This is a genomic window from Colwellia sp. BRX10-1, from assembly GCF_014077545.1.
Classification (GTDB): Bacteria; Pseudomonadota; Gammaproteobacteria; order Enterobacterales; family Alteromonadaceae; genus Colwellia_A.
Window position 1 is genome coordinate 1 of sequence record NZ_JACGWC010000039.1, and the last position, 25,350, is coordinate 25,350.

The 25,350-nt window shown below is 38.9% G+C and carries 19 protein-coding genes; 16 read left to right on the plus strand and 3 right to left on the minus strand.

The window, feature by feature from the left end; all coding sequences use genetic code 11:
- From infB to H4J75_RS18655, 7 genes are all read left to right on the plus strand, one after another.
- On the plus strand, window positions 1-2,182 hold a 2,182-nt coding region (infB, locus tag H4J75_RS18625), incomplete at its 5' end, for a translation initiation factor IF-2 (RefSeq protein ID WP_182222937.1).
- Window positions 2,183-2,356: 174 nt separating this feature from the next.
- Window positions 2,357-2,791, plus strand: a complete 435-nt coding sequence (gene rbfA / locus H4J75_RS18630; protein WP_182215444.1) for a 30S ribosome-binding factor RbfA — start codon at window positions 2,357-2,359, stop codon at window positions 2,789-2,791.
- Window positions 2,792-2,802: 11 nt separating this feature from the next.
- Entirely contained in the window at window positions 2,803-3,765 is a 963-nt protein-coding gene (truB, locus tag H4J75_RS18635; protein WP_182222938.1) for a tRNA pseudouridine(55) synthase TruB, read from the plus strand.
- A 244-nt stretch (window positions 3,766-4,009) separates the two neighbouring features.
- On the plus strand, window positions 4,010-4,279 hold the full coding sequence (gene rpsO, locus H4J75_RS18640; RefSeq protein WP_070376186.1) for a 30S ribosomal protein S15: 270 nt from the start codon (window positions 4,010-4,012) through the stop codon (window positions 4,277-4,279).
- Between the two features lie 347 nt (window positions 4,280-4,626).
- A complete protein-coding gene (pnp, locus tag H4J75_RS18645) occupies window positions 4,627-6,744 on the plus strand; it encodes a polyribonucleotide nucleotidyltransferase (RefSeq protein WP_182215440.1) in 2,118 nt (705 codons plus the stop codon).
- Between the two features lie 95 nt (window positions 6,745-6,839).
- Complete coding sequence (nlpI, locus tag H4J75_RS18650) at window positions 6,840-7,736, plus strand: lipoprotein NlpI (RefSeq protein ID WP_182215438.1); 897 nt, start codon at window positions 6,840-6,842, stop codon at window positions 7,734-7,736.
- A 30-nt stretch (window positions 7,737-7,766) separates the two neighbouring features.
- Window positions 7,767-9,149 carry a hypothetical protein gene (locus tag H4J75_RS18655; RefSeq protein WP_182222939.1) on the plus strand — a complete coding sequence of 461 codons (1,383 nt, stop codon included), beginning with the start codon at window positions 7,767-7,769 and terminating at the stop codon, window positions 9,147-9,149.
- Between the two features lie 48 nt (window positions 9,150-9,197).
- Here the strand turns inward: H4J75_RS18655 and H4J75_RS18660 are convergent, their stop codons facing one another.
- Window positions 9,198-9,461, minus strand: a complete 264-nt coding sequence (locus H4J75_RS18660) for a hypothetical protein (protein ID WP_182215434.1) — start codon at window positions 9,459-9,461, stop codon at window positions 9,198-9,200.
- A gap of 179 nt (window positions 9,462-9,640) precedes the next feature.
- On the opposite strand from H4J75_RS18660, the gene H4J75_RS18665 reads away from it, so the two are divergent.
- A complete protein-coding gene (locus H4J75_RS18665) occupies window positions 9,641-11,326 on the plus strand; it encodes a SufS family cysteine desulfurase (RefSeq protein WP_182222940.1) in 1,686 nt (561 codons plus the stop codon).
- On the opposite strand, the gene tcdA is transcribed toward H4J75_RS18665, so the two are convergent.
- Window positions 11,317-12,117, minus strand: a complete 801-nt coding sequence (tcdA, locus tag H4J75_RS18670; protein WP_182215431.1) for a tRNA cyclic N6-threonylcarbamoyladenosine(37) synthase TcdA — start codon at window positions 12,115-12,117, stop codon at window positions 11,317-11,319. The two genes, H4J75_RS18665 and tcdA, sit on opposite strands and share 10 nt — an antisense overlap.
- A gap of 684 nt (window positions 12,118-12,801) precedes the next feature.
- Entirely contained in the window at window positions 12,802-14,088 is a 1,287-nt protein-coding gene (locus H4J75_RS18675) for a citrate synthase (protein ID WP_182215429.1), read from the minus strand.
- 410 nt (window positions 14,089-14,498) lie between these two features.
- Between H4J75_RS18675 and sdhC the strand changes: the two genes are divergently transcribed.
- The 8 genes from sdhC to sucD all read left to right on the plus strand — a co-directional run bounded on the left by sdhC (window position 14,499) and on the right by sucD (window position 24,431).
- The gene (gene sdhC / locus H4J75_RS18680; RefSeq protein ID WP_070376194.1) at window positions 14,499-14,873 is read left to right on the plus strand and encodes a succinate dehydrogenase, cytochrome b556 subunit; all 375 of its coding nucleotides are present in this window, start codon (window positions 14,499-14,501) and stop codon (window positions 14,871-14,873) included.
- Window positions 14,867-15,214, plus strand: coding sequence for a succinate dehydrogenase, hydrophobic membrane anchor protein (gene sdhD, locus H4J75_RS18685; protein ID WP_070376195.1), 348 nt, complete (start codon window positions 14,867-14,869; stop codon window positions 15,212-15,214). Before sdhC ends, sdhD begins: the two co-directional genes overlap by 7 nt.
- Window positions 15,215-16,987 (plus strand): succinate dehydrogenase flavoprotein subunit, encoded by a 1,773-nt coding sequence (gene sdhA, locus H4J75_RS18690; RefSeq protein WP_070376196.1) that lies wholly within the window; start codon window positions 15,215-15,217, stop codon window positions 16,985-16,987. It begins immediately after the preceding gene.
- An 11-nt stretch (window positions 16,988-16,998) separates the two neighbouring features.
- A complete protein-coding gene (locus H4J75_RS18695) occupies window positions 16,999-17,709 on the plus strand; it encodes a succinate dehydrogenase iron-sulfur subunit (protein WP_070376197.1) in 711 nt (236 codons plus the stop codon).
- A gap of 159 nt (window positions 17,710-17,868) precedes the next feature.
- A complete protein-coding gene (locus tag H4J75_RS18700) occupies window positions 17,869-20,676 on the plus strand; it encodes a 2-oxoglutarate dehydrogenase E1 component (RefSeq protein ID WP_182222941.1) in 2,808 nt (935 codons plus the stop codon).
- A 19-nt stretch (window positions 20,677-20,695) separates the two neighbouring features.
- Complete coding sequence (odhB, locus tag H4J75_RS18705) at window positions 20,696-22,192, plus strand: 2-oxoglutarate dehydrogenase complex dihydrolipoyllysine-residue succinyltransferase (protein WP_182215423.1); 1,497 nt, start codon at window positions 20,696-20,698, stop codon at window positions 22,190-22,192.
- 200 nt (window positions 22,193-22,392) lie between these two features.
- Window positions 22,393-23,559 (plus strand): ADP-forming succinate--CoA ligase subunit beta, encoded by a 1,167-nt coding sequence (gene sucC / locus H4J75_RS18710; RefSeq protein WP_070376200.1) that lies wholly within the window; start codon window positions 22,393-22,395, stop codon window positions 23,557-23,559.
- On the plus strand, window positions 23,559-24,431 hold the full coding sequence (sucD, locus tag H4J75_RS18715; protein ID WP_070376201.1) for a succinate--CoA ligase subunit alpha: 873 nt from the start codon (window positions 23,559-23,561) through the stop codon (window positions 24,429-24,431). Before sucC ends, sucD begins: the two co-directional genes overlap by 1 nt.
- Window positions 24,432-25,350 lie beyond the last annotated feature (919 nt).

Below are 25,350 nucleotides of genomic sequence, written 5' to 3' on the forward strand. Positions count from 1 at the left end.
AGCTAAGCAAGCAGCCGCAGCGAAAGCAAAAAATGCTGAAGAAGTACCAGTAAAAATTGCAGAAACTGAAGAAGCTAAAAAAGTTCGTCTTGCTCTAGAAGCTGAAACAAAAGCTAAGCTTGAAGAAGAAGCTAAAGAGGCAACAGCCGCCGCTAAAAAATTAGCAGAAGAAAATGAAGCGCGCTGGAAAGAACAAGAAGCTGAGCGTAAAGCTAAAGAGAAAGAGGTTGTTCATTTAACTTCTTCTAAATATGCTCAAGAAGCTGAAGATAAAAGTGACTCTGCTGATGAAAGTGGCCGTCGTCGTAAGAAGAAAAAAGCACCTGCAGACCGTAATGCTCGTGGCCGCAACAATGGTCGCGGTAAAGGTAAAACTTTATCTTCACCTGACAGCTTAAAACATGGTTTTACTAAACCAGTAGAAACAAAAGTACAAGATATTCGCATTGGCGAAACTATTTCGGTTGCTGAACTTGCCAATAAAATGGCTAAGAAAGGCGCAGAAGTTGTTAAAGCTATGTTCAAACTAGGCGCAATGGCAACCATTAACCAAGTTATTGACCAAGAAACAGCCGCACTTGTTGCTGAAGATATGGGTTTTGAAGTTGTACTTGTTAAAGAAAATGCCTTGGAAGAAGCTGTACTTGCTGACCGTCATCATACGGGTATCGAGATTACTCGTGCACCTGTTGTTACTATTATGGGTCACGTTGATCACGGTAAAACATCATTACTTGATTACATTCGTAAAGCGAAAGTAGCAGACGGTGAAGCCGGTGGTATTACTCAGCATATTGGTGCTTATCACGTAGAAACTGGTCATGGTATGATCACTTTCTTAGATACTCCAGGTCATGCTGCCTTTACTTCTATGCGTTCTCGTGGTGCTAAAGCAACCGATATCGTTATCATTGTTGTTGCTGCAGATGATGGTGTTATGCCACAGACTGTTGAAGCAATTCAACATGCTAAAGCATCTGATGCACCTATTATCATCGCTGTAAACAAGATGGATAAAGAAGGTGTTGATATCGAACGTGTTAAGAGTGAATTATCTCAACACGGTGTTTTATCTGAAGAGTGGGGCGGTGAAGTTCAATTTTGTCATGTCTCAGCTAAAACAGGTTTAGGTATTGATGACTTACTTGATTCAATATTGCTACAGTCTGAAGTTTTAGAGCTAACTGCTGTTGTCGATAAAATGGCAAGTGGTGTAGTTATTGAATCTAAATTAGATAAAGGCCGCGGCCCAGTAGCAACTATCCTGGTTCAAGAAGGTACTTTAAAGCAAGGTGATATTGTTCTTTGTGGTTTAGAATATGGCCGTGTTCGTGCAATGCGCGATGAAAATGGTAAAGATATTCAATCAGCAGGTCCATCTATCCCAGTTGAAATTATTGGTTTAAGTGGTGTTCCACAATCTGGTGATGAAGCGACTGTTGTTAAAGATGAGAAAAAAGCACGTGAAGTTGCTTTATTCCGTCAAGGTAAATTCCGTGATGTGAAACTTGCTCGTCAACAAAAAGCTAAACTTGAAAATATGTTTGCAAGTATGGCTGAAGGCGAAATTTCTGAAGTAAACGTTGTAATTAAGTCGGATGTTCAAGGTTCACTTGAAGCTATTAGTGACTCATTACTTAAGTTATCTACTGATGAAGTTAAAGTTAGAATCATAGGTTCAGGTGTTGGTGCTATTACTGAAACTGATGCGACATTAGCGGCGGCTTCAAATGCCATCGTGGTTGGTTTTAATGTTCGTGCTGATGCATCTGCGCGTAAAGTGATTGAATCTGAAAACATTGATTTACGCTACTATAGTGTTATTTACGCATTAATTGATGAAGTTAAACAAGCCATGAGCGGCATGTTAGCGCCAGAGTTCAAGCAAGAAATCATTGGTCTTGCACAAGTTCGTGACGTGTTTAAGTCGCCTAAAATCGGCGCAATCGCTGGTTGTATGGTTACTGAAGGTATCATTAAACGTAGTGCTCCAATTCGCGTATTACGTGACTTGGTTGTTATATACGAAGGTGAACTTGAATCACTTCGTCGTTTCAAAGACGATGTTGCAGAAGTTCGTAACGGTACTGAATGTGGTATCGGTGTTAAGAACTACAATGATGTTCGCGTTGGTGACCAAATTGAAGTATTCGAAACAATAGAAATTAAGCGTACGCTATAACTTTAGATTATTGCTGATTGATTGACTGCTTTTGTTGGTTAATCGGCTTCAATGTAATGAGATAGCTCACTTACTGTTGTACAAATACTAAATGGGGGCTTTGCCTCCATTTTTGTTTATATATTAAAAGTTATCAGGTAAAAGTCCTCGATAATTTTATTAGGAGAATTTCCTATGGCAAGAGAATTTGCCCGTACCGACCGTGTCGGACAAGAAATACAAAAAGAAATCGCGACTATTTTGATGCGCGAAGTTAAAGATCCACGCTTAGTCATGACAACAGTTTCTGCTGTCGAGTTGACACGTGATTTAGCTTACGCAAAAATATTCGTGACTTTTTTTACCAATGAAGCCTCAGAAATAAAAAGCTCCATTGAAGTGTTAAATGAAGCTGCTGGTTTTATTCGTTCGTTATTAGCGAAGAAATTACGTGCTCGTATTATGCCGCATTTACGTTTTGTTTATGACAGCTCTATGGCTGAAGGTGTTCGAATGAGTTCATTGGTTGATGAAGCTGTCGCTAGCGATAAGCATATTGCTGAAAGCTCAGAGCGAGATGCTACCGCCTCTAAAGAAGCAACTGATCTCAACAACGAAGAAAATTCATAGGGTACAGCTAGATGGCTAAACGCAGAAAAGGTCGCCCAATTAATGGGGTGATCCTACTTGATAAACCCTATGACATGTCATCGAACAGTGCTTTACAAAAAGTTAAGCGTATCTTCTTTGCACAGAAAGCCGGGCATACTGGGGCATTAGATCCACTTGCTACCGGTATGTTGCCGATTTGTTTAGGTGAAGCAACTAAGTTTTCTCAATTTTTACTTGATACTGATAAAACCTATCAAGTAACAGCAAAATTGGGTGTGCGCACTACAACCAGTGACGCTGACGGCGAAGTTGTTGCGGAAAAGCTGGTTGATGTATCAAGTGAGCAATTAGCAATAGCACTTGAGTCTTTTCGCGGTACCACACAACAAATTCCTTCCATGTACTCAGCGTTAAAATATAAAGGCCAGCCTTTATATAAATATGCGCGAGAAGGTGTTGAGGTCCCTCGTGAGTCCCGAGATATTAGGGTTTTTCGTTTAGACTTATTACGCTTTGAAGGTGATGAAGTAGATTTACATATTCATGTATCTAAAGGCACCTATATTCGTACTATCATCGACGATTTAGGCGAACTGCTTGGTTGTGGCGCACATGTTGCTAATTTACGCAGAAGTGCCGTGGGAAATTATCCTACAGATAAAATGGTAACACTGGAACAATTACAAGCATTAGTGGCACAAGCAGAAGAGCAAGAGTTAGCGCCTTCTACTTTACTTGACCCTTTATTGTTACCGATGACGACGGCCTGTGATGGTATCCCTGAGGTTTTTATAGATGATATGTCTGCTAACTTTTTACGCCACGGTAATCCAGTACAAGCAGCTAATGTTCCAGCTGAAGGTTTAGTGCAGGTTTTTGTTGGAGACAATATCAATGATGGAGAGTTCATTGGTGTTGGTCACATAGACGACAACGGTTTAATTGCACCAAAACGCATTGTTGTTTTAGACGAATTTTTGAAAACGCTGTAATAAATTATTTAACATTGTAGGATCTTGGCTGGTTATCGCCTATATCAGTAAAATAAAACAGCGTTTACTCATGGTTAAATGTTATATAGTCTAACGACAAGTTATTAATGGTGTGACACAAATATCAGTTGCAATTTCGTCTGTCGCTGATACAATGCGCGCTCTTTTGTCACCTTAGCTGAATTAGTGTTTGGCGAGGTGCGAATTTTAAGTACTTTCGAGTACATCACACTAAGGATTTATTATGTCTTTAAATGCTACAGAAAAAGCTGCAATCGTTGCAGAATATGCTCAAAAAGAAGGTGATACTGGTTCACCTGAAGTACAAGTTGCTTTGTTAACTACACAAATCAACCACCTACAAGGTCACTTCAAAGAGCACATCCATGATCATCACTCACGTCGTGGTTTATTGCGCATGGTTGCACAACGTCGTAAGTTACTTGATTACTTAAAAGGCAAAAACGTTGAGCGTTACACAACGGTAATCGCTAAATTAGGTCTACGTCGTTAAGATGTGACTTATTTGTTACCTTTTTTCTTAAAGGTAATATCAAAAAAAGGAGCTTTATAGCTCCTTTTTTTATTGCTAATTTACTGGGTAACTTGCCCAAACTTAGTCAAAGTACGCTTTTTTGTCTTTTCTTAATAACAATTCCCCTTTCTGGCTAGTAAATAGCGCGTTTGATAGTATAATGTGCCTGCAAATTTTTAGAAAATTTAAGCTTTTGCAAAACTAATCAATCCAAACTGTATAATTTTTTGTTCAACTTAAGCGGTTAAAATTTTGCTCTAAGTGAATAAATAATTGTACAGATTGGTTAATCAAGAAAATTTATATTTAGCTAAAAAGGAACATTTATGTTCAATACAGTGACAAAAACATTTGAATTCGGTCAACATACCGTTACTTTAGAAACTGGTGCTATCGCACGTCAAGCAACTTGTGCTGTTATGGCAAGCATGGACGATACGTGTGTATTAGTGTCTGTTGTTGGTAAGAAAGAAGCAAAACCAGGACAAGATTTTTTTCCATTAACAGTTAACTACCAAGAGCGTACATACGCAGCGGGTAAAATCCCAGGTGGTTTCTTTAAACGTGAAGGCCGTCCTTCTGAAGAAGAAACATTAATCTGTCGTTTAATTGACCGTCCAATTCGTCCACTTTTCCCAGATGGCTTTACTAACGAAGTTCAAGTTGTTATTACGGTTGTTTCTGCTAACCCAGAAATTGCCCCTGACATCATTTCTTTATTAGGTACGTCTGCAGCTTTAGCTATTTCAGGTATGCCATTTAGTGGTCCTGTTGGCGCAGCACGTGTTGGTTATACTGACGGCAAATACATTCTTAACCCATTACAATCTGAATTAGAAACGTCTAAGTTAAACTTAGTTGTTTCAGGTACTGATTCTGCAGTACTAATGGTTGAGTCTGAAGCTGATATTTTATCTGAAGAAGTTATGCTTGGCGCTGTTATGTATGGCCATGAGCAAATGCAAACGGCTATCACAGCAATTAAAGAAATGGCTGCTGAAGTTAACAATCCTAAGTGGGATTGGGTTGCACCAGTTAAGAATGCTGACCTTATTGCTAAAATTGCAGAATTGAGTGAAGCACAAGTTAACGAAGCTTACCAAATCACTGAAAAAGCTGTTCGTTACGAAAAAATCAAAGAAATCCGCGATGGTGTTGTTGAAACATTATTAGCAAGCGATGCAGATCTTAACGTTCAAGAAGCGAAAGATTTATTCCATGACTTAGAAAAAACCGTTGTTCGTGGTCGCATCACTAAAGGCATGCCTCGCATCGATGGTCGTGATCCTGAAATGATCCGTGCCCTAGACGTTATGACAGGCGTATTACCGAGAACTCATGGTTCTGCGGTATTTACTCGTGGTGAAACACAAGCGTTAGTTACGGCTACTTTAGGTACACAACGTGATGCACAGCGTCTTGATACTATTATGGGTGAGAAGACTGACGCATTTATGCTTCATTATAACTTTCCTCCATACTGTGTTGGTGAAACAGGTTTTGTTGGTTCTCCAAAGCGTCGTGAAATCGGCCATGGCCGTTTAGCAAAACGCGGTATGTTAGCGGTTATGCCTTCACTTGAAGAATTCCCATATGCTGTGCGTATTGTTTCTGAAATTACAGAATCAAATGGTTCATCTTCAATGGCTTCTGTTTGTGGTGCTTCATTAGCATTAATGGATGCTGGTGTACCAATTAAAGCTTCTGTTGCTGGTATTGCAATGGGCTTAGTTAAAGAAGGCGACGACTTTGTTGTTCTTTCAGACATTTTAGGTGATGAAGATCACTTAGGTGACATGGACTTTAAAGTAGCGGGTACTACTGGTGGTATTACTGCACTTCAAATGGACATTAAAATTGAAGGCATCACTAAAGAAATCATGCAACTTGCTTTAAACCAAGCAAAAGCTGCACGTACTCATATCCTATCTGTAATGGATGAAGCTATCTCTGGTCACCGTGATGATATTTCACAGTTTGCACCACGCATTCATACCATCAAAGTTAGCCAAGATAAAATTCGTGACATCATTGGTAAAGGTGGTGCTACTATCCGCATGCTTACAGAAGAAACAGGTACAACTATCGAGATTGATGACGATGGTACTGTTAAAATTGCTGCAACTAATGGTGAGCAAGCTGAAGATGCGATTAATCGTATTAAAGCATTAACGGCTGAAATTGAAGTAGGTACAATTTACCAAGGTAAAGTAGTACGTATCGTTGATTTTGGTGCTTTTGTTAACGTACTTCCGGGTAAAGATGGTTTAGTTCACATCTCTCAAATCTCTGACGAACGTGTTAATGCTGTAAGTGACGTATTAACTGAAGGCCAGGAAGTTACGGTTAAAGTACTTGAAGTCGACCGTCAAGGCCGTGTACGTTTAAGTATTAAAGAAGCTAATGAGAAAAAGGAAGCACCAGTAGCTGACGCTGCTGAATAGCTTACTTAAAAAGTTAGAAAAAAGGGAGCCTGATGGCTCCCTTTTTTATATACTAAAATGAGTCAATACAAAATTTCATTAGGTACATTATTTCTGTGAATAAATTCTTTAAAGTAGCGCTTGTCATCGTCATCTCATCTTTACAAGGTTGTGCAAGCAGCCCAGAAAATGACGATTCGCTCGCCATGAATCAACTTATCATTGTCGAACCATTAGCCATAAATTATAAAAGTGAAATAGCGATAGCGCGTCTAACTGATGTTATTCAAAGAGCTGAAATAACCGATGCCCAACGAGCTGAACTTTATTATGACCGCGGTGTTGTTTACGACAGTGTTGGTTTACGTTCATTAGCCCGTCTTGATTTCAATCGAGCTTTGCGTTTAAAGCCAGACTTTGTTGATGCCTATAATTTTTTAGGGATCCATTTCACCCAATTGCAAGAGTTCAACCAAGCTTACGAGGCTTTTGATTCGGCAATAGATTTAGCGCCTGAACATGAATATGCCTATTTAAATAGAGGGATTGCTTTATATTATGGGGGTCGTGCTGAACTATCTATTGATGATTTTAGTACTTTTCAGCAACGAAAAAGTAATGACCCTTACCGTATTTTATGGATGTATTTAGCCGAGTCAGCGGCAAATAACCTTAATGCGAAAACATCATTAAAGGTCGCGGCAGAGCAAGTTGAAGAGAGTGTTTGGGCTAAAAATATTATTCAACTTTATCTAGGTGAGATAACCGAGCAAGAATTTATCAGTCAATTATCAATAGGCGTAAATTCTAATAAGGCTTTAAGTGAACGTCTGTGCGAGGCATATTTCTACTTAGGTAAATACTATCAACTCAAAGACAATAATGAACTTGCAGCAAACTTTTTTAAATTAGCCTTAAGTACTAACGTCTATGAGTTTGTTGAACACAGATACGCCAAACTTGAGTTAGACTTAATGCGACAAGAAATTGTTAAAGCCGCTAAGTCGTCTTAATGTGTTGATGGATGTTATTTATACCTGCAAATGAAATATAAAGTCAGCTTAACCATCATCAGCTTATTGACTGTTATATCAATAAGCTCTTTTGTATCGGTAAACTCATTAATTAAAGCCGTAGAAAATGGTTACGCTAACCACTCACAATTAACCGTTATAGAAAAGCTTGGCTTAAACACTCTTTTGTATAAGCATTTAAATACTTATGTTGATAACGACCCAAGATGGCAAAATATTGCTAAATCACTGGCTAAAAGTGATGGAGAGGTGGCATTTAAATTAGCCCAATATTATAAAAATAAGCAAGGCGACAATAATAAAAATATCGAGCTATGGCTTGCACAAGCCATTCGATTAGGTCATCAGCAAGCAAGAATAGACTTAGCGAAAATTTATTTTTCCCATAACAAACTACTTGCGGCTAAAAAATTATTATTACCAATATCATCTAATGGATCTGCCCTAACGCTTTTACTTGAGATTTCAATTTCAATAGGACAGAAACCAGAAATAGACCGATATATTAAGCAACTTGAGACGATAAACGCAGACAAACCATCTGAAGAACTTGAGTCTTTTTCGAAAAAGCTATTGCATTACAATGTCTTAAATACTCCAAATATACCGTCACAAGCAAATTGTCTAGCGAGCATTGCGCCCTATGCAACGAATCTACGCGACTTAGTATATTTTGAAGAACTGATATCATCCTCGACGTTAGCAACATTACAACCTTACCTTTGTTTTTCACCGGTACAATACATCAGTAAAATAACACTCGCTTGTCACCAAAGTACTAATGAAGCGATTCGATGTGACGAATCTATCTGGCCAAATAATAAGCGAGTGTCAGTAGACAGGTTCATTGCGGTGCTTGTTGAAAAAGGCGGTGCTAACGTAAACGCGGGTATTTTATATATTGATCGTCATGATAATGCAGAAGTCTTTTACCATGAGCTGGCTCATCTACTTGGCTTTATTGATGAGTACGCGCTACCTAAAAATCATTCTCGTTGCTTGGCTGTGCAAAATGCGATGTTCTCCCATAATGTTGCAATTTTGCCCCGTTTTTATCAAGGCTCTCGTGAGAAAGTCCGTGCGATAATTCTCAGTGAATTACCTTGGGCTAAATATATTTCAAGGAAAACATCGTTAGTGACTCATACTGCGCAAGGTTGGAAATTAGGGACTGTTTCTAAAGAAGGTGATAGCGTGGGTGCTTTTATTGCTGAAAGCTGTAATGAAAAAGACTTTGTTGCAATAAAACCTTTAAAGCAAAGAACTAGGATGCGTTATTATCAAACAGGCTTTCCAGCTTTATACTTACAATTGCTAGCCGACAACCCCGAAAAGTTCTTAATGCCACACTATTTACATAATGTTAGTTTAGCAATAGAAGCAAAAAAATAACGCTTTCGCGCTATTTCTATCAGCCAGATTAGTTGAGAAGAGCTCTGCCTAACCTAAAGGAATAGGGCCAATAATTGGCTTACTCGCTTTAGTCGTCTCGTATTTATGGGTACTTTGAGACGTATTCATTTTCTTATTTGCCTTCTTAATAATCACAGTCGCGTTTTTAACTTTTGCTATCGGCCACATAGTATTGCGATTAAGTGCATTTATTCCTTCATCTGCGATGTCATTTGATACAGCTGTTGGTAAACCTTCTTGTGCAGGCTTTGGATGCTTATTTGCTTTAATGAACCATGAAAATAACTTCATACTTTTCACCCTTTATTTTCTTTACTGTTTAACTCTAGTTTAAAACAGATAAATTAACCTATTATTTTGGACTATTGTCTAAATAAACTAGTGAGACTCTTGATTGTTTAAATGATCAATTTTTATAGTATTATCAGGTATAATTATGTCAGTAATATTATCTTTGCATGTAATCTCTTATGAATAAATTCGATGTCAGCACATTTCGCCAGCATTTTCCTTTGCTCAGTAATACCGTCAACGACTTGCCCTTAGTTTATTTTGATAATGGCGCTACCACTCAAAAGCCTAATGTGGTTATCGATACCGAAGCTGAGGTGTATCAGCAATATAATGCTAATGTTCATCGCGCCTCACATGCTCTGAGTGCTAAAGCTACTTTGGCTTTTGAGCAAGCTAGAGCTAAGGTGCAACACTTTATTCAAGCCAAATACTTAGAAGAAATCATTTGGACTCCAGGTACAACGGGAGGAATTAATTTAATTGCTCAGAGTTGGGGGCAGAAAAACTTACAAGCGGGCGATGAAATATTATTAAGCCATGCTGAACACCACGCTAACATCGTGCCTTGGCAAATGATTGCCGAAAAAACTGGCGCTATTATTAAAGTTTTACCTTTAGATGCGAGCGGTCGTATCGATGAAAATAGCTTAGTAGATTATTTTAATGAAAAAACTAAGGTGGTTAGTTTTACGCATATTTCTAACGTGATTGGTAAAGTTAATCCCGTTAAAAAAATAATCACCTTAGCTAAAAAATATAAAGCCATAACGGTTATTGACGGTGCTCAAGCTTGTGCCCACTTAGCACTAAATATGCAAACTCTAGACTGTGACTTCTACGTTTTTTCAGCACACAAAATGTTTGGACCCACGGGCGTTGGTGTTTTATACGGTCGACGTGACTTATTAACGGCTATGCCTCCTTATCAGGGGGGTGGGGAAATGATAAAAAAAGTTAGTTTTCAAGGAACATCATTTAATCAACTCCCCTTTAAATTTGAAGCTGGGACACCGAACTATGCTGGTGTTATTGCTTTCTCTGCCAGTATTGAATTCATTAATTCATTTGGAGTAGCTCAGTTAGCAAAATATGAAAGCTTACTGACATCCTACTGTTATGAAAAATTATCACAAATTAAAGCGGTTAAATTTGTTGTTGAGGACAAACCTGATATTAGCGTAGTTTCATTCACCGTCTTTGGTGCACATAATTACGATATTGCTAGCGGCCTAGATGCATATGGTATTGCCATCAGAAGTGGACATCATTGTGCGATGCCTTTAATGGACTATTTAAAATTAAGTGGCTGTATTAGAGTTTCATTAGCGGCTTATAATACTTATGCAGAAATTGATTTTTTTATTGAGAAACTAAATTTACTGATCCAAGGCACGGATGACAATGTTGATAAAATTATTATTGAACCATATCACTTAGCACAGCCGGTCAATTCAACTAATCACTCAGCTATGATAGTAAGATTTAGTTTATTAAAAGGTTGGGATTCTCGTCATCGAGAAATAATGATGTTGGGTAAGTCATTAGTCAGAATGGATAAAAGCTTCCGTAACAACACTAACTTGATTGTAGGATGCGAAAGTCATGCCTGGTTAATGGCAACTAAAAATACTCAAGATGAGTTTATTTTTAGTTGCGACAGTGACGCTAAAGTTATTCGAGGTTTAATGGTGATTATATTAGCTGCTTTTCAGCAGCTTTCATCGGCACAGATATTAGCGTTTGACGACCAATCTTATTTTTCAAAGTTGGGTTTGTTACAGCACTTGAGCCCATCACGTAGTAATGGTGTTAAAGCCATCGTTGAAAAAATTAAAATGATGGCAAGGCAACATCAAAGCTGATGCTTAGCTAAATATTTCTTAATTGCACGGCTGGTAGCAAAGAAAGCAAATGTGGCTGTAACGTGAGTAACCGCGCCAAAACCTGAGCTGCAATCTAACCGTACCGTACCATTTTGAGTTTGCTTTGCGTGACAAACATTGCCATTTTCATCAGGATAAACCAGTTGTTCAGTAGAAAAAACGGCATCAATTGAAAACTTTCGCTTATTGCTTGTTTTTGCATCGGCTTTCGGGAAGTTAAATTCACGGCGCAGTTGATTTTTTACCTTAGCAAGCAATGGATCTTGATAAGTTTGGCTCAAGTCACAAAGTTGAATCTTACTTGGATCTGTTTGCCCTCCTGCGCCACCAATAGTAATTACCGGTATTTTATTACGTTTACAATGAGCAATAATAGCCGTTTTTATTTTCACTGAGTCAATAGCATCGATGACATAATCAAAATCGTTACTTAATAGTTCACGCAAATTATCAAAAGTGACAAAATCTTCAATGACATTCACCTGACAGCTTGGATTAATTTGCTTAATACGTTCAGCCATCACATCGACCTTACTTTCTCCAATCGTTTCAGTAAGTGCGTGAATTTGTCTATTGATATTGGTTGTGCAGATATCATCTAAATCAATTAATGTTATCGAACCAATCCCTGTTCTTGCTAAAGATTCAGCAGCCCAAGAACCAACACCACCGATGCCTATCACACAGAAGTGCGCTTTTTCTAATAAAGCAGCACCTGCAGCGCCGTAAAGACGCGCAATTCCACCAAATCTCATTTGATATTCAGACATACCGTAATCATTAACTCATAAAATTTTTAACATTATAAGGGTGAATTAACACTGAATACAGCAAATCCCGTAAGCAATTAACTTTTTTCTTTATCTCGCTATTTTTACCCTTAACAATGACGACTTTATCCGCTGGCTGCACCTTAATTTAAAGTGTTGAGGCAGCAGAATTGTAATGGTTTGGTTGATTTATTAATAAATCAATCAATGATTGTGAGAGTGTAAGGTGACAATTACAGTTGATTTAGCTGGGTATAGTGTTGGAAAAATAAATATGCAGTGGCAAGGTATTAATTATTTTACTTATAATTAATAAATCACCAGTATTTTAAACAATTATTGTAGTAATTTTTAGCTATTATCGGTATAGATTTGGCCCGGAATTAAGCTGAACTATCCGTCTGTGTTTTTTTAATTTACTGTTTATTAATACTATTTTTTATGTGTATAGCTAGTATTCTTTATTGTTATAATGATTATTTATTGGGCTGTTTTATGTTTTTATCAAGATAAAGCTGTTTTTATTGCAGTAAAGAGAAAATTATTACTAAGGCGAGGCAAAAGAAATTTCCTGATAATCAAAGAAAAAAGGGTTATTAATTGTTTTTATGATGCGACTAAAATTGAAGGAATAAAAAAGGTAGCGTGAGCTACCTTTCAAAGAGTGATTTATAAAATAAATAATTATCTTTTATTTAATGGGATAAATTCACGGTCAATTTCACCAATATAGTTTTGACGAGGACGACCAATTTTTTGACCCGCTTGACCTAACATTTCATCCCAGTGAGAAATCCAACCCACGGTACGAGACATAGCAAATACTACTGTGAACATGTTGGTAGGAATACCGATAGCTTTCAAGATGATACCTGAATAAAAATCTACATTCGGGTAAAGTTTTTTCTCAATAAAGTATGGGTCTTCAAGGGCCACTTTTTCAAGAGCCATTGCCACGTCTAAAAGAGGATCTTTTATGCCTAACTCTTTCAATACTTCATGACATGTTTCACGCATTACTGTTGCGCGTGGATCAAAGTTTTTGTAAACACGATGTCCGAAACCCATTAAGCGAAATGAATCACTCTTATCTTTAGCACGAGCAACAAATTCGTCAACACGCTCTAATGTACCAATTTGCTCAAGCATTTTTAAGCAGGCTTCGTTAGCGCCGCCATGTGCAGGGCCCCACAAAGATGCTACGCCTGCAGCGATACATGCATAAGGGTTAGCACCAGAAGAACCAGCTAAACGAACTGTTGATGTTGAAGCGTTTTGCTCGTGATCTGCATGCAATGTAAATATTCTATCCATGGCACGGGCAACAGTAGGGCTAACAACATACTCTTCTGCAGGTACAGAGAACATCATATGTAAGAAGTTTTCTGCATAGCTTAATTCATTACGTGGATAAACGAATGGTTGGCCAATGCTGTATTTGTAAGCCATTGCTGAAATAGTTGGCATTTTTGCAATTAAGCGATGCGCACTACGCATACGTTGCACAGGATCTTCAATGTCTAAATCACTATGATAAAATGAAGACATAGCACCAACAACACCACAAAGCATTGCCATTGGGTGTGCGTCAGGCAAGAAACCTTGGAAAAAATGAGCCAGTTTCTCGTGAACCATAGTATGGTTGGTAATAATATCAACAAATTCATCATATTGAGTCGATGTTGGTGCATCACCATTTAACAATATATAACAAACTTCTAGATAGTTAGCTTGTTTAGCTAAACTGTCAATTGGATAACCACGATGTTGTAAAATACCTTTACCACCATCGATATAAGTAATAGCTGATTCACATGAAGCGGTTGCTAAGAAACCCGGGTCATAAGTGAAATAACCATAATTACCCAAAGTTCTGATGTCTATTACGTCGTTACCGGCGCTACCTGAAAGTATTGGTAAATCTGCAACTACGTTACCATCAATACTGAGAGTGGCTTTAGATTCAGCCATATGTTTAATCCCCTATAAATTATTTAATTCGCTTGCTGAACTTACTTTTGAAAAGTTAGTCAGTTTTTATGAATATAAAACTGACCGTATTCTACTTCATTATACCCCCTTAAAGTCAAACCAATTGTTTCTACCTTAGACTAAAGTTAAAGAATTGCTAAAATAGGTTAAATAATAGTCTGATACCTTTGAAATAAAGGTGAAATTCTCGCGTAAGAAAATTGTAATTAAAAATGTTCAGCTATATAATCAAGCTGATCTAATTTTTGTATTTGTAGATTATTTCATTAATAGACAAATATTAACTAAGATCGCTAGGGGATTGCTCAATTGATTGTAAACACGTTTACTTATTTCATTGAGCAATAAAAAAACAAGTTGAAGGCTCAAAGAACTCTTTAGGCGAAATTGTGAAAAAACAACGTCCTGTAAACCTAGATCTGACTACAATTAAAATGCACCCTTCGGCAAACGCCTCGATATTGCACCGTGTTTCTGGTGTCATTATGGTATTTGCTATTGGTATATTATTGTGGGCACTTTCGTTATCTCTATCTTCCGCTGAAGGATTTGCTCAAGTTCAAGCATGTCTGGATGGTTTCATATTTAAATTCATTATGTTTGGCATAATCTCTGCTCTAACGTTCCATATATTAATGGGTGTTCGTCACTTATTTATGGACTTAGGCCATTTTGAAGAATTAGCTTCAGGTAACACCAGTGCTAAATTTGCTATGGCACTTTGGTTTATACTTACCGTCGTAGTAGGAGTTTGGTTATGGTAAACAACATTGCTACTGTAGGCCGAAATGGCGTACATGATTTTATTCTTATAAGAGCAAGCGCTATTATTTTAACGTTATATACGTTATTGATCGCTGGCTTTTTTGTAGTTACTCCAGATGTAACTTATGACGCTTGGCATAGCTTTTTTGGCTTGATGTCAGTAAAAATAGCAACATTACTTGCTGTTTTGTCAGTTGTTATTCATGCGTGGATTGGTATTTGGCAAGTATTGTCTGATTATATTAAACCAGCTTTTTTGCGTGGGTCATTACAATTTTTCTTTTCTGTTACTTTATTAGCTTACCTTGCGGCAGGCTTTTTAATTGTGTGGGGTGTATAAGTGGGCGTTCCAATTCGTGAATTTGACGCTATAGTTATTGGCGCCGGTGGTGCAGGTATGCGCGCTGCATTAGCTATTTCTGAATCAGGCAAATCTTGTGCCTTGATTTCTAAAGTTTTTCCTACTCGTTCTCATACAGTATCTGCTCAAGGTGGTATCACTGTTGCGCTAGGTAATGCGCATGAAGATCATTGGGAACAACATATGTACGATACCGTTAAGGGTTCTGATTATATCGGAGATCAAGACGCAATCGAATACATGTGTAAAACAGGTCCTGAATCTATTATTGAGTTAGAGAAAATGGGTCTACCTTTTTCTCGTACTGAAGAAGGTAAGATTTATCAACGTCCTTTCGGTGGCCAATCTAAAAACTTTGGTGGCGAACAAGCTGCACGTACAGCAGCCGCAGCCGATCGTACTGGCCATGCTTTATTACATTGCTTGTACCAACAAAACGTTAAAAATAAAACTAATGTCTACTCTGAATGGTATGCACTAGATTTAGTTAAAAATAGTGACGGTGCTATTGTTGGTACAACCGCTATTTGTATCGAAACAGGCGAGATTGTTTACTTCAAAGCCCGTGCTACGGTATTAGCTACCGGTGGTGCTGGTCGTATCTATGCATCAACAACTAATGCTCACATCAATACTGGTGACGGCGTTGGTATGGCAGTTCGTGCTGGCATACAGATGCAAGACATGGAAATGTGGCAGTTTCATCCAACAGGAATCGCCGGTGCAGGTACGCTTGTTACTGAAGGTTGTCGTGGAGAAGGTGGTTACCTGCTTAACAAAGATGGCGAGCGTTTCATGGAACGTTATGCACCAAATGCTAAAGATTTAGCAGGTCGTGACGTAGTTGCTCGTTCTATGATGACAGAGATCCGTGAAGGTCGTGGTTTTGACGGTCCTATGGGTCCGCATCTTAAACTTAAACTTGATCATTTAGGCCGTGAAACGCTTGAAAAACGTTTACCAGGTGTTTGTGATTTATCGAAAACATTTGCTCACGTAGATCCAGCAGTAGAACCTATTCCAGTTATACCAACTTGTCATTATCAGATGGGTGGTGTTCCTTGTAACGTGAATGGCCAAGCGATTAACTTTAACCCAGAAACGGGTAAAGAAACTATCGTTGAAGGGTTATTTGCCGTTGGTGAAATCGCTTGTGTATCTGTTCATGGAGCAAACCGTTTAGGTGGTAATTCTCTTCTTGATTTAGTGGTCTTTGGTCGTGCAGCGGGTAATTTCTTAGGCACTTACCTAAATGATACGCAAAGCGGAAAAGATGCCTCTGAGTCTGACTTAGAAGCTTCATTAGCACGTACTAATCGTTGGGAGTCATCTGTAAAAGGTGGAGAAAGTCCAACTAAAATACGTAAAGACTTGCAAAAATGTATGCAATTTAACTTCTCGGTATTCCGTGAAGGTGAGGCTATGGCCGAAGGCATGCAAGAGTTGACTGAAATCCGTGAACGTCTTCAACATGCGAGCCTCGATGATAAGTCTACAGAATTTAACACGCAACGTATTGAGTGTTTAGAATTAGACAACTTGATGGAAACGGCTTTTTGTACAGCTAAAGCAGCTAACTTCCGTACTGAATCTCGTGGTGCACATGCCCGTCAAGATTTCACTGAACGTGATGATGAGAACTGGTTATGCCACTCTATCTACACGCCAGAAACAGAAGAGATGACAAAACGTTCTGTAAATATGAAACCTATTCATCGTGAAGCTTTCCCACCGAAAGCTCGTGTATATTAAGGAGCATTGCAATGAAACAAATTTTTTCGATTTATCGTTACAACCCTGATGTTGATAATGCACCTTACATGAAAGATTATGAGCTGGATATTCCAGAAGGCTCAGATATGATGGTACTTGATGCACTTATTTTATTAAAAGAGCAAGATACGACTATCTCTTTCCGTCGTTCATGTCGTGAGGGAGTATGTGGCTCTGACGGTATGAATATTAACGGTAAAAATGGTTTAGCTTGTATTACACCATTATCGGCTGTTCCAGCAAAGAAAATAGTGTTACGCCCTTTACCTGGTTTACCGGTAGTACGTGATTTAGTTATTGATATGACACAGTTCTATAATCAATATGAAAAAATCAAGCCGTTCTTAATTAATGATGGTAAAAACCCTCCTGCACGTGAGCATCTTCAATCGATTGAAGAGCGCGAAAAGCTTGATGGTTTATATGAGTGTATTTTATGTGCTTGTTGTTCAACTTCTTGTCCGTCTTTCTGGTGGAACCCAGATAAGTTTATTGGACCAGCAGGTTTGTTGCATGCTTATCGCTTCTTAATTGATAGCCGTGATACTGCAACCGAAGAACGTTTAGATGGTTTGCAAGATGCCTACAGCGTATTCCGTTGTCATGGTATTATGAACTGTGTTGATGTTTGTCCAAAAGGATTAAACCCAACGAAAGCTATCGGCCATATTAAGTCGATGTTGATTTCACGCGCAGTATAAAATTAAATAGCAGAGTGTTAGATGAAATTATCTAGCACTTTGGTGTTTTAAAACAGGAATAGTCATCATTAGCAGATGACAATTAGCCATTAGTCTAGTTGACTTGCTAACGATAATTGTTTATTTTTTTATTGCTTTTATCCCATAAAGGAACAGGCAATGCCCGAAGGTACAATGAAGGCTTGGTTAGAGTCTTCTCATTTAAGTGGCGCTAACGCTACTTACATTGAAGAATTATACGAATCTTATTTGGATAACTCCCAATCTGTTTCTGCAGAATGGCGAACGTTATTCCAACAACTTCCAAAAATTGAAGGTGCTGACTTAGAATTCAGGCACTCTGAAATCCGCAATGAATTTAAAGAATTAGCTAAGCAATCCCATAAAACTGTTGTTGTTTCTGGTAGTAGTGATGCCAAACAAGTTAAAGTTTTACAGCTAATTAATGCTTTTCGTTTTCGTGGACATCAAAATGCCAACCTTGACCCATTAGGTTTGTGGAAGCGAGATAAGGTACGCGATTTACAACTGTCGCATCATGAACTTTCAGAAAACGACTTTGATACAGAGTTCAACGTCGGCTCATTTGCTACTTCTCAAGATGCGATGAAGTTAGGTGACTTATACAATGCCCTTAAAACTACTTACTGTGGTTCTATCGGTGCTGAATATATGCACATTACTGACACCGATGAAAAACGTTGGATCCAACAACGTTTAGAGTCTGTTCAGTCGCAAGCAAAATTTTCTGTCGACCAAAAAGAAGAAATTCTTAAAGGTCTTATCGCTGCCGATGGTATTTGTAAATACCTTGGAGCTAAGTTTCCAGGCGCTAAACGTTTCTCCCTTGAAGGTGGTGATGCGTTAATACCTATGCTAAAAGAGCTTATTACTCGTGCTGGTACGCAAGGCACTAAAGAAGTTGTTATTGGTATGGCTCACCGTGGCCGCTTAAATGTCTTAGTTAACGTGATGGGTAAAAATCCGTCAAAGTTATTTGACGAGTTTGGCGGTAAGCACGATGAAATTTTATCTTCAGGTGATGTTAAATATCACCAAGGTTATTCATCAGATTTTGTAACGCCTGGTGGCAATGTTCATTTAGCTTTGGCCTTTAATCCATCGCATCTAGAAATTGTTAACCCTGTTGTTATTGGCTCAGTCCGTGCGCGTCAAGACAGACGTGGTGATAAAGTCGGTGATACGGTTCTTCCGGTTACGATTCATGGTGACGCTGCTATTGCCGGTCAGGGGGTGGTTCAAGAAACTTTTAATATGTCACAAGCACGTGCATTTAAAGTTGGCGGAACGATACGTATCGTTGTCAATAATCAGGTTGGTTTTACAACGTCAAATCCTGCAGATACGCGCAGTGGTGAATATTGTACTGAAATAGCAAAAATGGTTTCAGCACCGATTCTTCATGTTAATGGCGATGACCCAGAAGCTGTTATCTTGGCAACACAAATTGCCCTTGATTATCGCAACGAATTTAAGCGCGATGTCGTTATCGACCTTGTTTGCTACCGTCGTCATGGTCACAATGAAGCTGATGAGCCTAGTGCAACGCAGCCATTGATGTACAAAAAAATTAAGAAACACCCAACACCTCGTCAACTCTATGCACAGCAACTTGATACTGAGGGTTCAATCAATTTAGATAAGTCGAATGAATTAACCTCTTATTATCGTAAATTGCTAGACGAAGGTCAGTGTACGGTTGAACAATGGCGACCTATGACAGAGCATTCTGTCGATTGGACTCCATACCTTGGCCATGAGTGGGACGATGATTACGATAAAGAAATTTCTGTTGAAAAGCTGAAAGAACTTGCCGGTAAATTGTCAACATATCCTGAGTCTCATCCTGTACAAGGTCGTGTTAAGAAGATATACGATGATCGCGTTAAAATGGCATCGGGTGAAAAATTACTCGATTGGGGTATGGCAGAAAACTTAGCTTATGCCTCGGTTGTTGATTTAGGTAAACGTGTTCGTATTACTGGGCAAGACTCTGGTCGCGGTACTTTTTTCCATCGTCATGCTGTTTTACATAACCAAGATGATGCTAGCAAATACTTACCTTTGCAAAATATTCGCGAAGGACAAGGTCCATTCGATATTCATGACTCAGTGTTGTCAGAAGTATCAGTGGTTGCCTTTGAATATGGCTATACCACAGCAGAGCCTGCAGGGCTTACTATTTGGGAAGCGCAATTTGGTGATTTTGCTAACTGTGCACAAGTAGTCTTTGACCAATTTATTAGTTCAGGTGAGCAAAAGTGGGGCCGTTTATGTGGTTTAACTATGTTGTTACCTCATGGCTATGAAGGTCAAGGTCCTGAGCATTCATCTGCACGATTAGAGCGCTTCTTACAACTTTGTGCCGATCATAATATGCAAGTTTGTGTGCCATCAACACCTGCGCAAGTATTTAATATGCTGCGTCGACAAGTTGTTCGTCCTATGCGTCGTCCATTGGTTGTTATGTCGCCTAAGTCATTATTAAGACATCCTTTAGCGGTCTCTTCATTAGAAGAGCTATCGACGGGTGTGTTCCATAATGTCATTGGTGAAGTTGACGATATCGATCCGAAAAAAGTGACACGTGTCGTTTTTTGTAGTGGTAAAGTTTACTATGAATTACTTGATCAGCGTCGCAAGAGTGAGCAAGAAAATGTTGTTATCATTCGAATCGAGCAGCTATATCCATTTCCAGAAGAAGAGCTTCAAGCAGAGTTGGCCAAATACCAGCATGTTAAGCAATTCGTTTGGTGTCAGGAAGAACCGCAAAACCAAGGTGCATGGTATTGTTCACAGCATCACTTTAGAGCGGCAATACCTGAAGGTACTTATTTGACATATGCTGGTCGTAAGGCCTCTGCAGCACCAGCTGTAGGTTATATGTCTGTCCATGTAAAAGAACAACAAGCGCTAGTCAATGACGCGCTATCTGTTGAAGACTAGTGAGTAAGGAATAAAATAAATGACAACCGAAATTAAGGTTCCCGTTTTACCTGAATCTGTTGCTGATGCAACCGTAGCTACTTGGCATGTTCAAGTAGGTGATAAAGTTTCACGTGACCAAGTATTAGTAGATATTGAAACTGACAAAGTTGTGCTTGAAGTACAAGCTGTCGTTGATGGAGTGATCACTGAGATTTCTCAAGCCGAAGGCGCAACAGTATTGGGCGAGCAAGTAATTGCAATCCTCACTGAAGGCGATGCATCAGCTGATGTTTCAGCTCCTGCAGCGGCAAAACCTGCAGCAGCGGCAAAATCAGCTCCTGCGGCGGCAACAGCAGTGAAAGTTATCGACATCATCGTACCGGTTTTACCTGAGTCTGTTGCTGATGCAACAGTTGCTACTTGGCATGTTGCTGAGGGTGATACAGTTTCTGTTGACCAAAACTTGGTTGATATCGAAACGGATAAAGTTGTTCTAGAAGTTGTTGCTCAAGACAATGGTGTGATTGGTAAGATAATCCACGTCGAAGGTGACACGGTATTAGGTTCACAAGTTATTGGCCAACTTAATGCGGGCGCAACAGCAAGTGCTCCTGCAGCTACTTCAGAAGATGCGATTAGCTCTGATGAATTAGCTAGCCCTTCTGTTCGTCGTTTAATGACAGAAAAAGGCTTAACAGCTGCTAATGTTAGAGGTACAGGTAAAGGTGGACGTATTTCTAAAGAAGATGTTGAAGCAGCGGCTAATAAACCTGCAGCTCCAGCTCCAGCGGCAAAAACTGCTGCCGCGACGCCTGTTGCACAAGATTTAGGTGAACGTACACAAAAACGTGTACCTATGACACGTTTACGCAAGACAATTGCCAAACGTTTATTAGAAGCTAAAAACTCAACGGCAATGCTAACAACGTTTAACGAAGTTAACATGAAGCCAATTATGGATCTTCGTAAGCAATATAAAGATCTTTTTGAGAAGACGCATGATACGCGTTTAGGCTTTATGTCATTTTATGTTAAAGCGGTTACTGAAGCATTGAAACGCTTTCCAGCGGTTAATGCATCAATCGATGGTGACGATATTGTTTATCATAACTTTTTTGACATCTCAATTGCTGTTTCTACGCCGCGTGGCTTAGTAACACCAGTATTACGTGATGCAGATCAATTAGGTATGGCAGCGATTGAAAATGGTATTCGTGACTTAGCAATAAAAGGTCGCGACGGAAAGCTTTCAATTGAAGATATGACCGGCGGTAATTTCACAATTACTAACGGTGGTGTTTTTGGTTCACTACTTTCAACACCTATTTTAAACTTACCGCAAGCGGCTATTTTAGGTATGCATAAGATCCAAGACAGACCTATGGCTGTTGATGGAAAAGTTGAAATACTTCCTATGATGTACTTAGCACTTTCTTATGATCATCGTTTAATTGATGGTAAAGAATCTGTTGGCTTTTTAGTGGCAATTAAAGACTTGTTAGAAGATCCAACACGTCTACTTCTTGATATATAATCGAGAATATTAAATCTTTTGATTTAGACTATAGTATTAGCTCTGGGGACTTTGTTCCTTAGAGCTTTTATACTATAATCGATCAACTTTTTTCGATGATAGCGAATTTTATTTATATTTATGATTAAAATTAAGATTTTACTCATATTTATAACTAAGAACAGCTGTCATTATCATTCACAGATAAATGGAAATACACCATGAATTTGCATGAGTATCAAGCGAAACAATTATTCGCTGAATATGGTTTACCAGTTTCTGAAGGTTTCGCTTGCGATACACCTCAGGAAGCGGCAGAAGCGGCTGATAAAATCGGCGGCACTATGTGGGTTGTTAAAACTCAAGTTCACGCGGGCGGTCGCGGTAAAGCTGGCGGCGTTAAGCTAGTTAAATCTAAGCAAGAAATCAAAGATTTTGCTCAAAACTGGTTAGGTAAGAACTTAGTTACTTACCAAACTGACGCTAACGGTCAGCCAGTTGCTAAAATTTTAGTAGAAAGCTGTACAGATATTGCTAACGAATTATATCTTGGTGCTGTTGTTGACCGCGCTAGTCGTAGAGTAGTATTCATGGCCTCTACTGAAGGCGGTGTTGATATTGAGAAGATTGCTGAAGAAACGCCTGAGTTAATTCACCAAGCTGAAATCGATCCACTTGTTGGTGCTCAACCGTACCAAGCTCGTGAATTAGGTTTTAAGTTAGGTTTAAACCCGACGCAAATGAAGCAATTTGTTAAGATCTTTTTAGGTCTTGCAAAAATGTTTGAAGATTTCGATTTCGCTTTATTAGAAATCAACCCGTTAGTTATTACTGACGAAGGTAATCTTCACTGTTTAGACGGCAAAATTGGTATCGATGGTAATGCTTTATACCGTCAACCTAAAATGCGCGCGTTCCATGATCCATCTCAAGAAGATGAACGTGAAGCTCATGCTGCACGTTTTGAATTAAACTACGTAGCCTTAGACGGTAACGTTGGTTGTATGGTTAACGGTGCAGGCCTAGCAATGGGTACTATGGATATCGTTAATTTACACGGCGGCAAGCCAGCTAACTTCCTAGATGTTGGCGGCGGAGCAACGAAAGAACGTGTTTCTGAAGCATTCAAAATCATTCTTTCTGACGACAACGTTAAAGCTGTTTTAGTTAACATCTTTGGTGGCATCGTACGTTGTGACATGATTGCTGAAGGTATTATCGCTGCAGTTAAAGATGTAGGCGTTAAAGTACCTGTAGTTGTACGTTTAGAAGGTACAAATGCTGAAGAAGGTCGTGAAGTTCTTAAAAAATCTGGCTTAGATATCATTGCTGCTGAGTCATTAACTGATGCAGCGACTAAAGTTGTAGCAGCTGCGGAGGGCAAATAATGTCTATCTTAATTAATAAAGATACTAAAGTAATCTGTCAAGGTTTTACCGGTGGTCAAGGTACATTCCATTCAGAACAAGCACTTGAATACGGTACACAAATGGTCGGTGGCGTAAGCCCAGGTAAAGGCGGTCAAACGCATTTAGGCCTACCAGTATTTAACACAGTACGTGAAGCTGTAGAAGCAACTGGCGCAACAGCAACAGTTATTTACGTTCCAGCTCCTTTCTGTAAAGATGCAATTTTAGAAGCAATTGATGCAGGCATCGAGCTTATCGTTACTATCACTGAAGGTATTCCTACTTTAGATATGGTTGACGTTAAAGCTAAGCTTGATCAATCTGGCGTTCGTATGATCGGTCCTAACTGCCCAGGTGTTATTACTCCTGGCGAAACTAAGATTGGTATCATGCCTGGTCACATCCACAAGCCTGGTAAAGTAGGTATTGTTTCACGTTCTGGTACGTTAACGTACGAAGCCGTTAAGCAAACAACTGATGCAGGTTTTGGCCAATCTACTTGTGTAGGTATTGGTGGTGACCCGATCCCAGGAACTAACTTCATCGACGTATTGGAAATGTTCCAAAATGATCCACAAACTGAAGCAATTGTAATGATTGGTGAAATTGGCGGAACTGCTGAAGAAGAAGCGGCTGAATATATCAAAGCACACGTTACTAAACCTGTTGTATCTTACATTGCTGGTGTTACTGCACCAGAAGGTAAGCGTATGGGTCACGCTGGCGCGATTATCGCCGGTGGTAAAGGTACTGCTGATGAGAAATTTGCAGCATTAGAAGCGGCTGGTGTTAAAACTGTTCGTTCTTTAGCTGATATCGGCGTAGCACTTAAAGAGAAAACAGGTTGGTAAGCTAGCGCTGCTAATTTGTAATTCTTAATAAAAACCCGCATTCTCGCATAGAGATTGCGGGTTTTTTATTAATACGTGCTGTGCTTAATATTCAGATAATTCAATGCAACTGAATATTTTTCCTGAATGTAGGGAACAACATTAAACCATTCAACATCAAGCGACAGTAATCTAATATTACTTTCATATAAACAGATATTAGTTAAATCTTACCATATTGTTTTTCTATACTTATTTTTCTCTTTTTGAAAATACTTAATGCATTGTTCATTGTAGGCTTAATAAACTTTCGTGCTTGAATATGCATTTGAGATATAGCGTAAATACACTCATCCATCACTAAGTGTAAATCAATTTTTCTCCAAAATTATCAAGTAGTTTATTTCAGTCTCCATTCTCGTCATGCTGAATTTATTTCAGTATCCATTCTCGTCATACTGAATTTATTTCAGTATCCACTCTCGTCATACTGAATTTATTTCAATATCCACTCACGTCATGCTGAATTTATTTCAGTATCTGGGCTTTGGGTTGTTAAGGTCGAGATCCTGAAACAAGTTCAGGATGACGGAAGTTGGGTTCAGAATGATGGCGTTTGAGTGGATACTGAATTTATTTCAGTATCCACTATCGTCATACTGAATTTATTTCAGTATCTGGTCTTTGAGTTGTTAATGTCGAGATCCTGAAACAAGTTCAGGATGACGGAGGTTGGGTTCATAATGATGGCGTTTGAGTGCATGCTGAATTTATTCCAATATCCACTCTCGTCATGCTGAATTTATTTCAGTATCTGGGCTTTGAGTTTTTAAGGTCGAGATCCTGAAACAAGTTCAGGATGACGGAAGTTGGGTTCAGAATGACGGAGTACGGATTCAGGATGACGGAGTACGTGTTCAGGATGACGGAGTACGTGTTC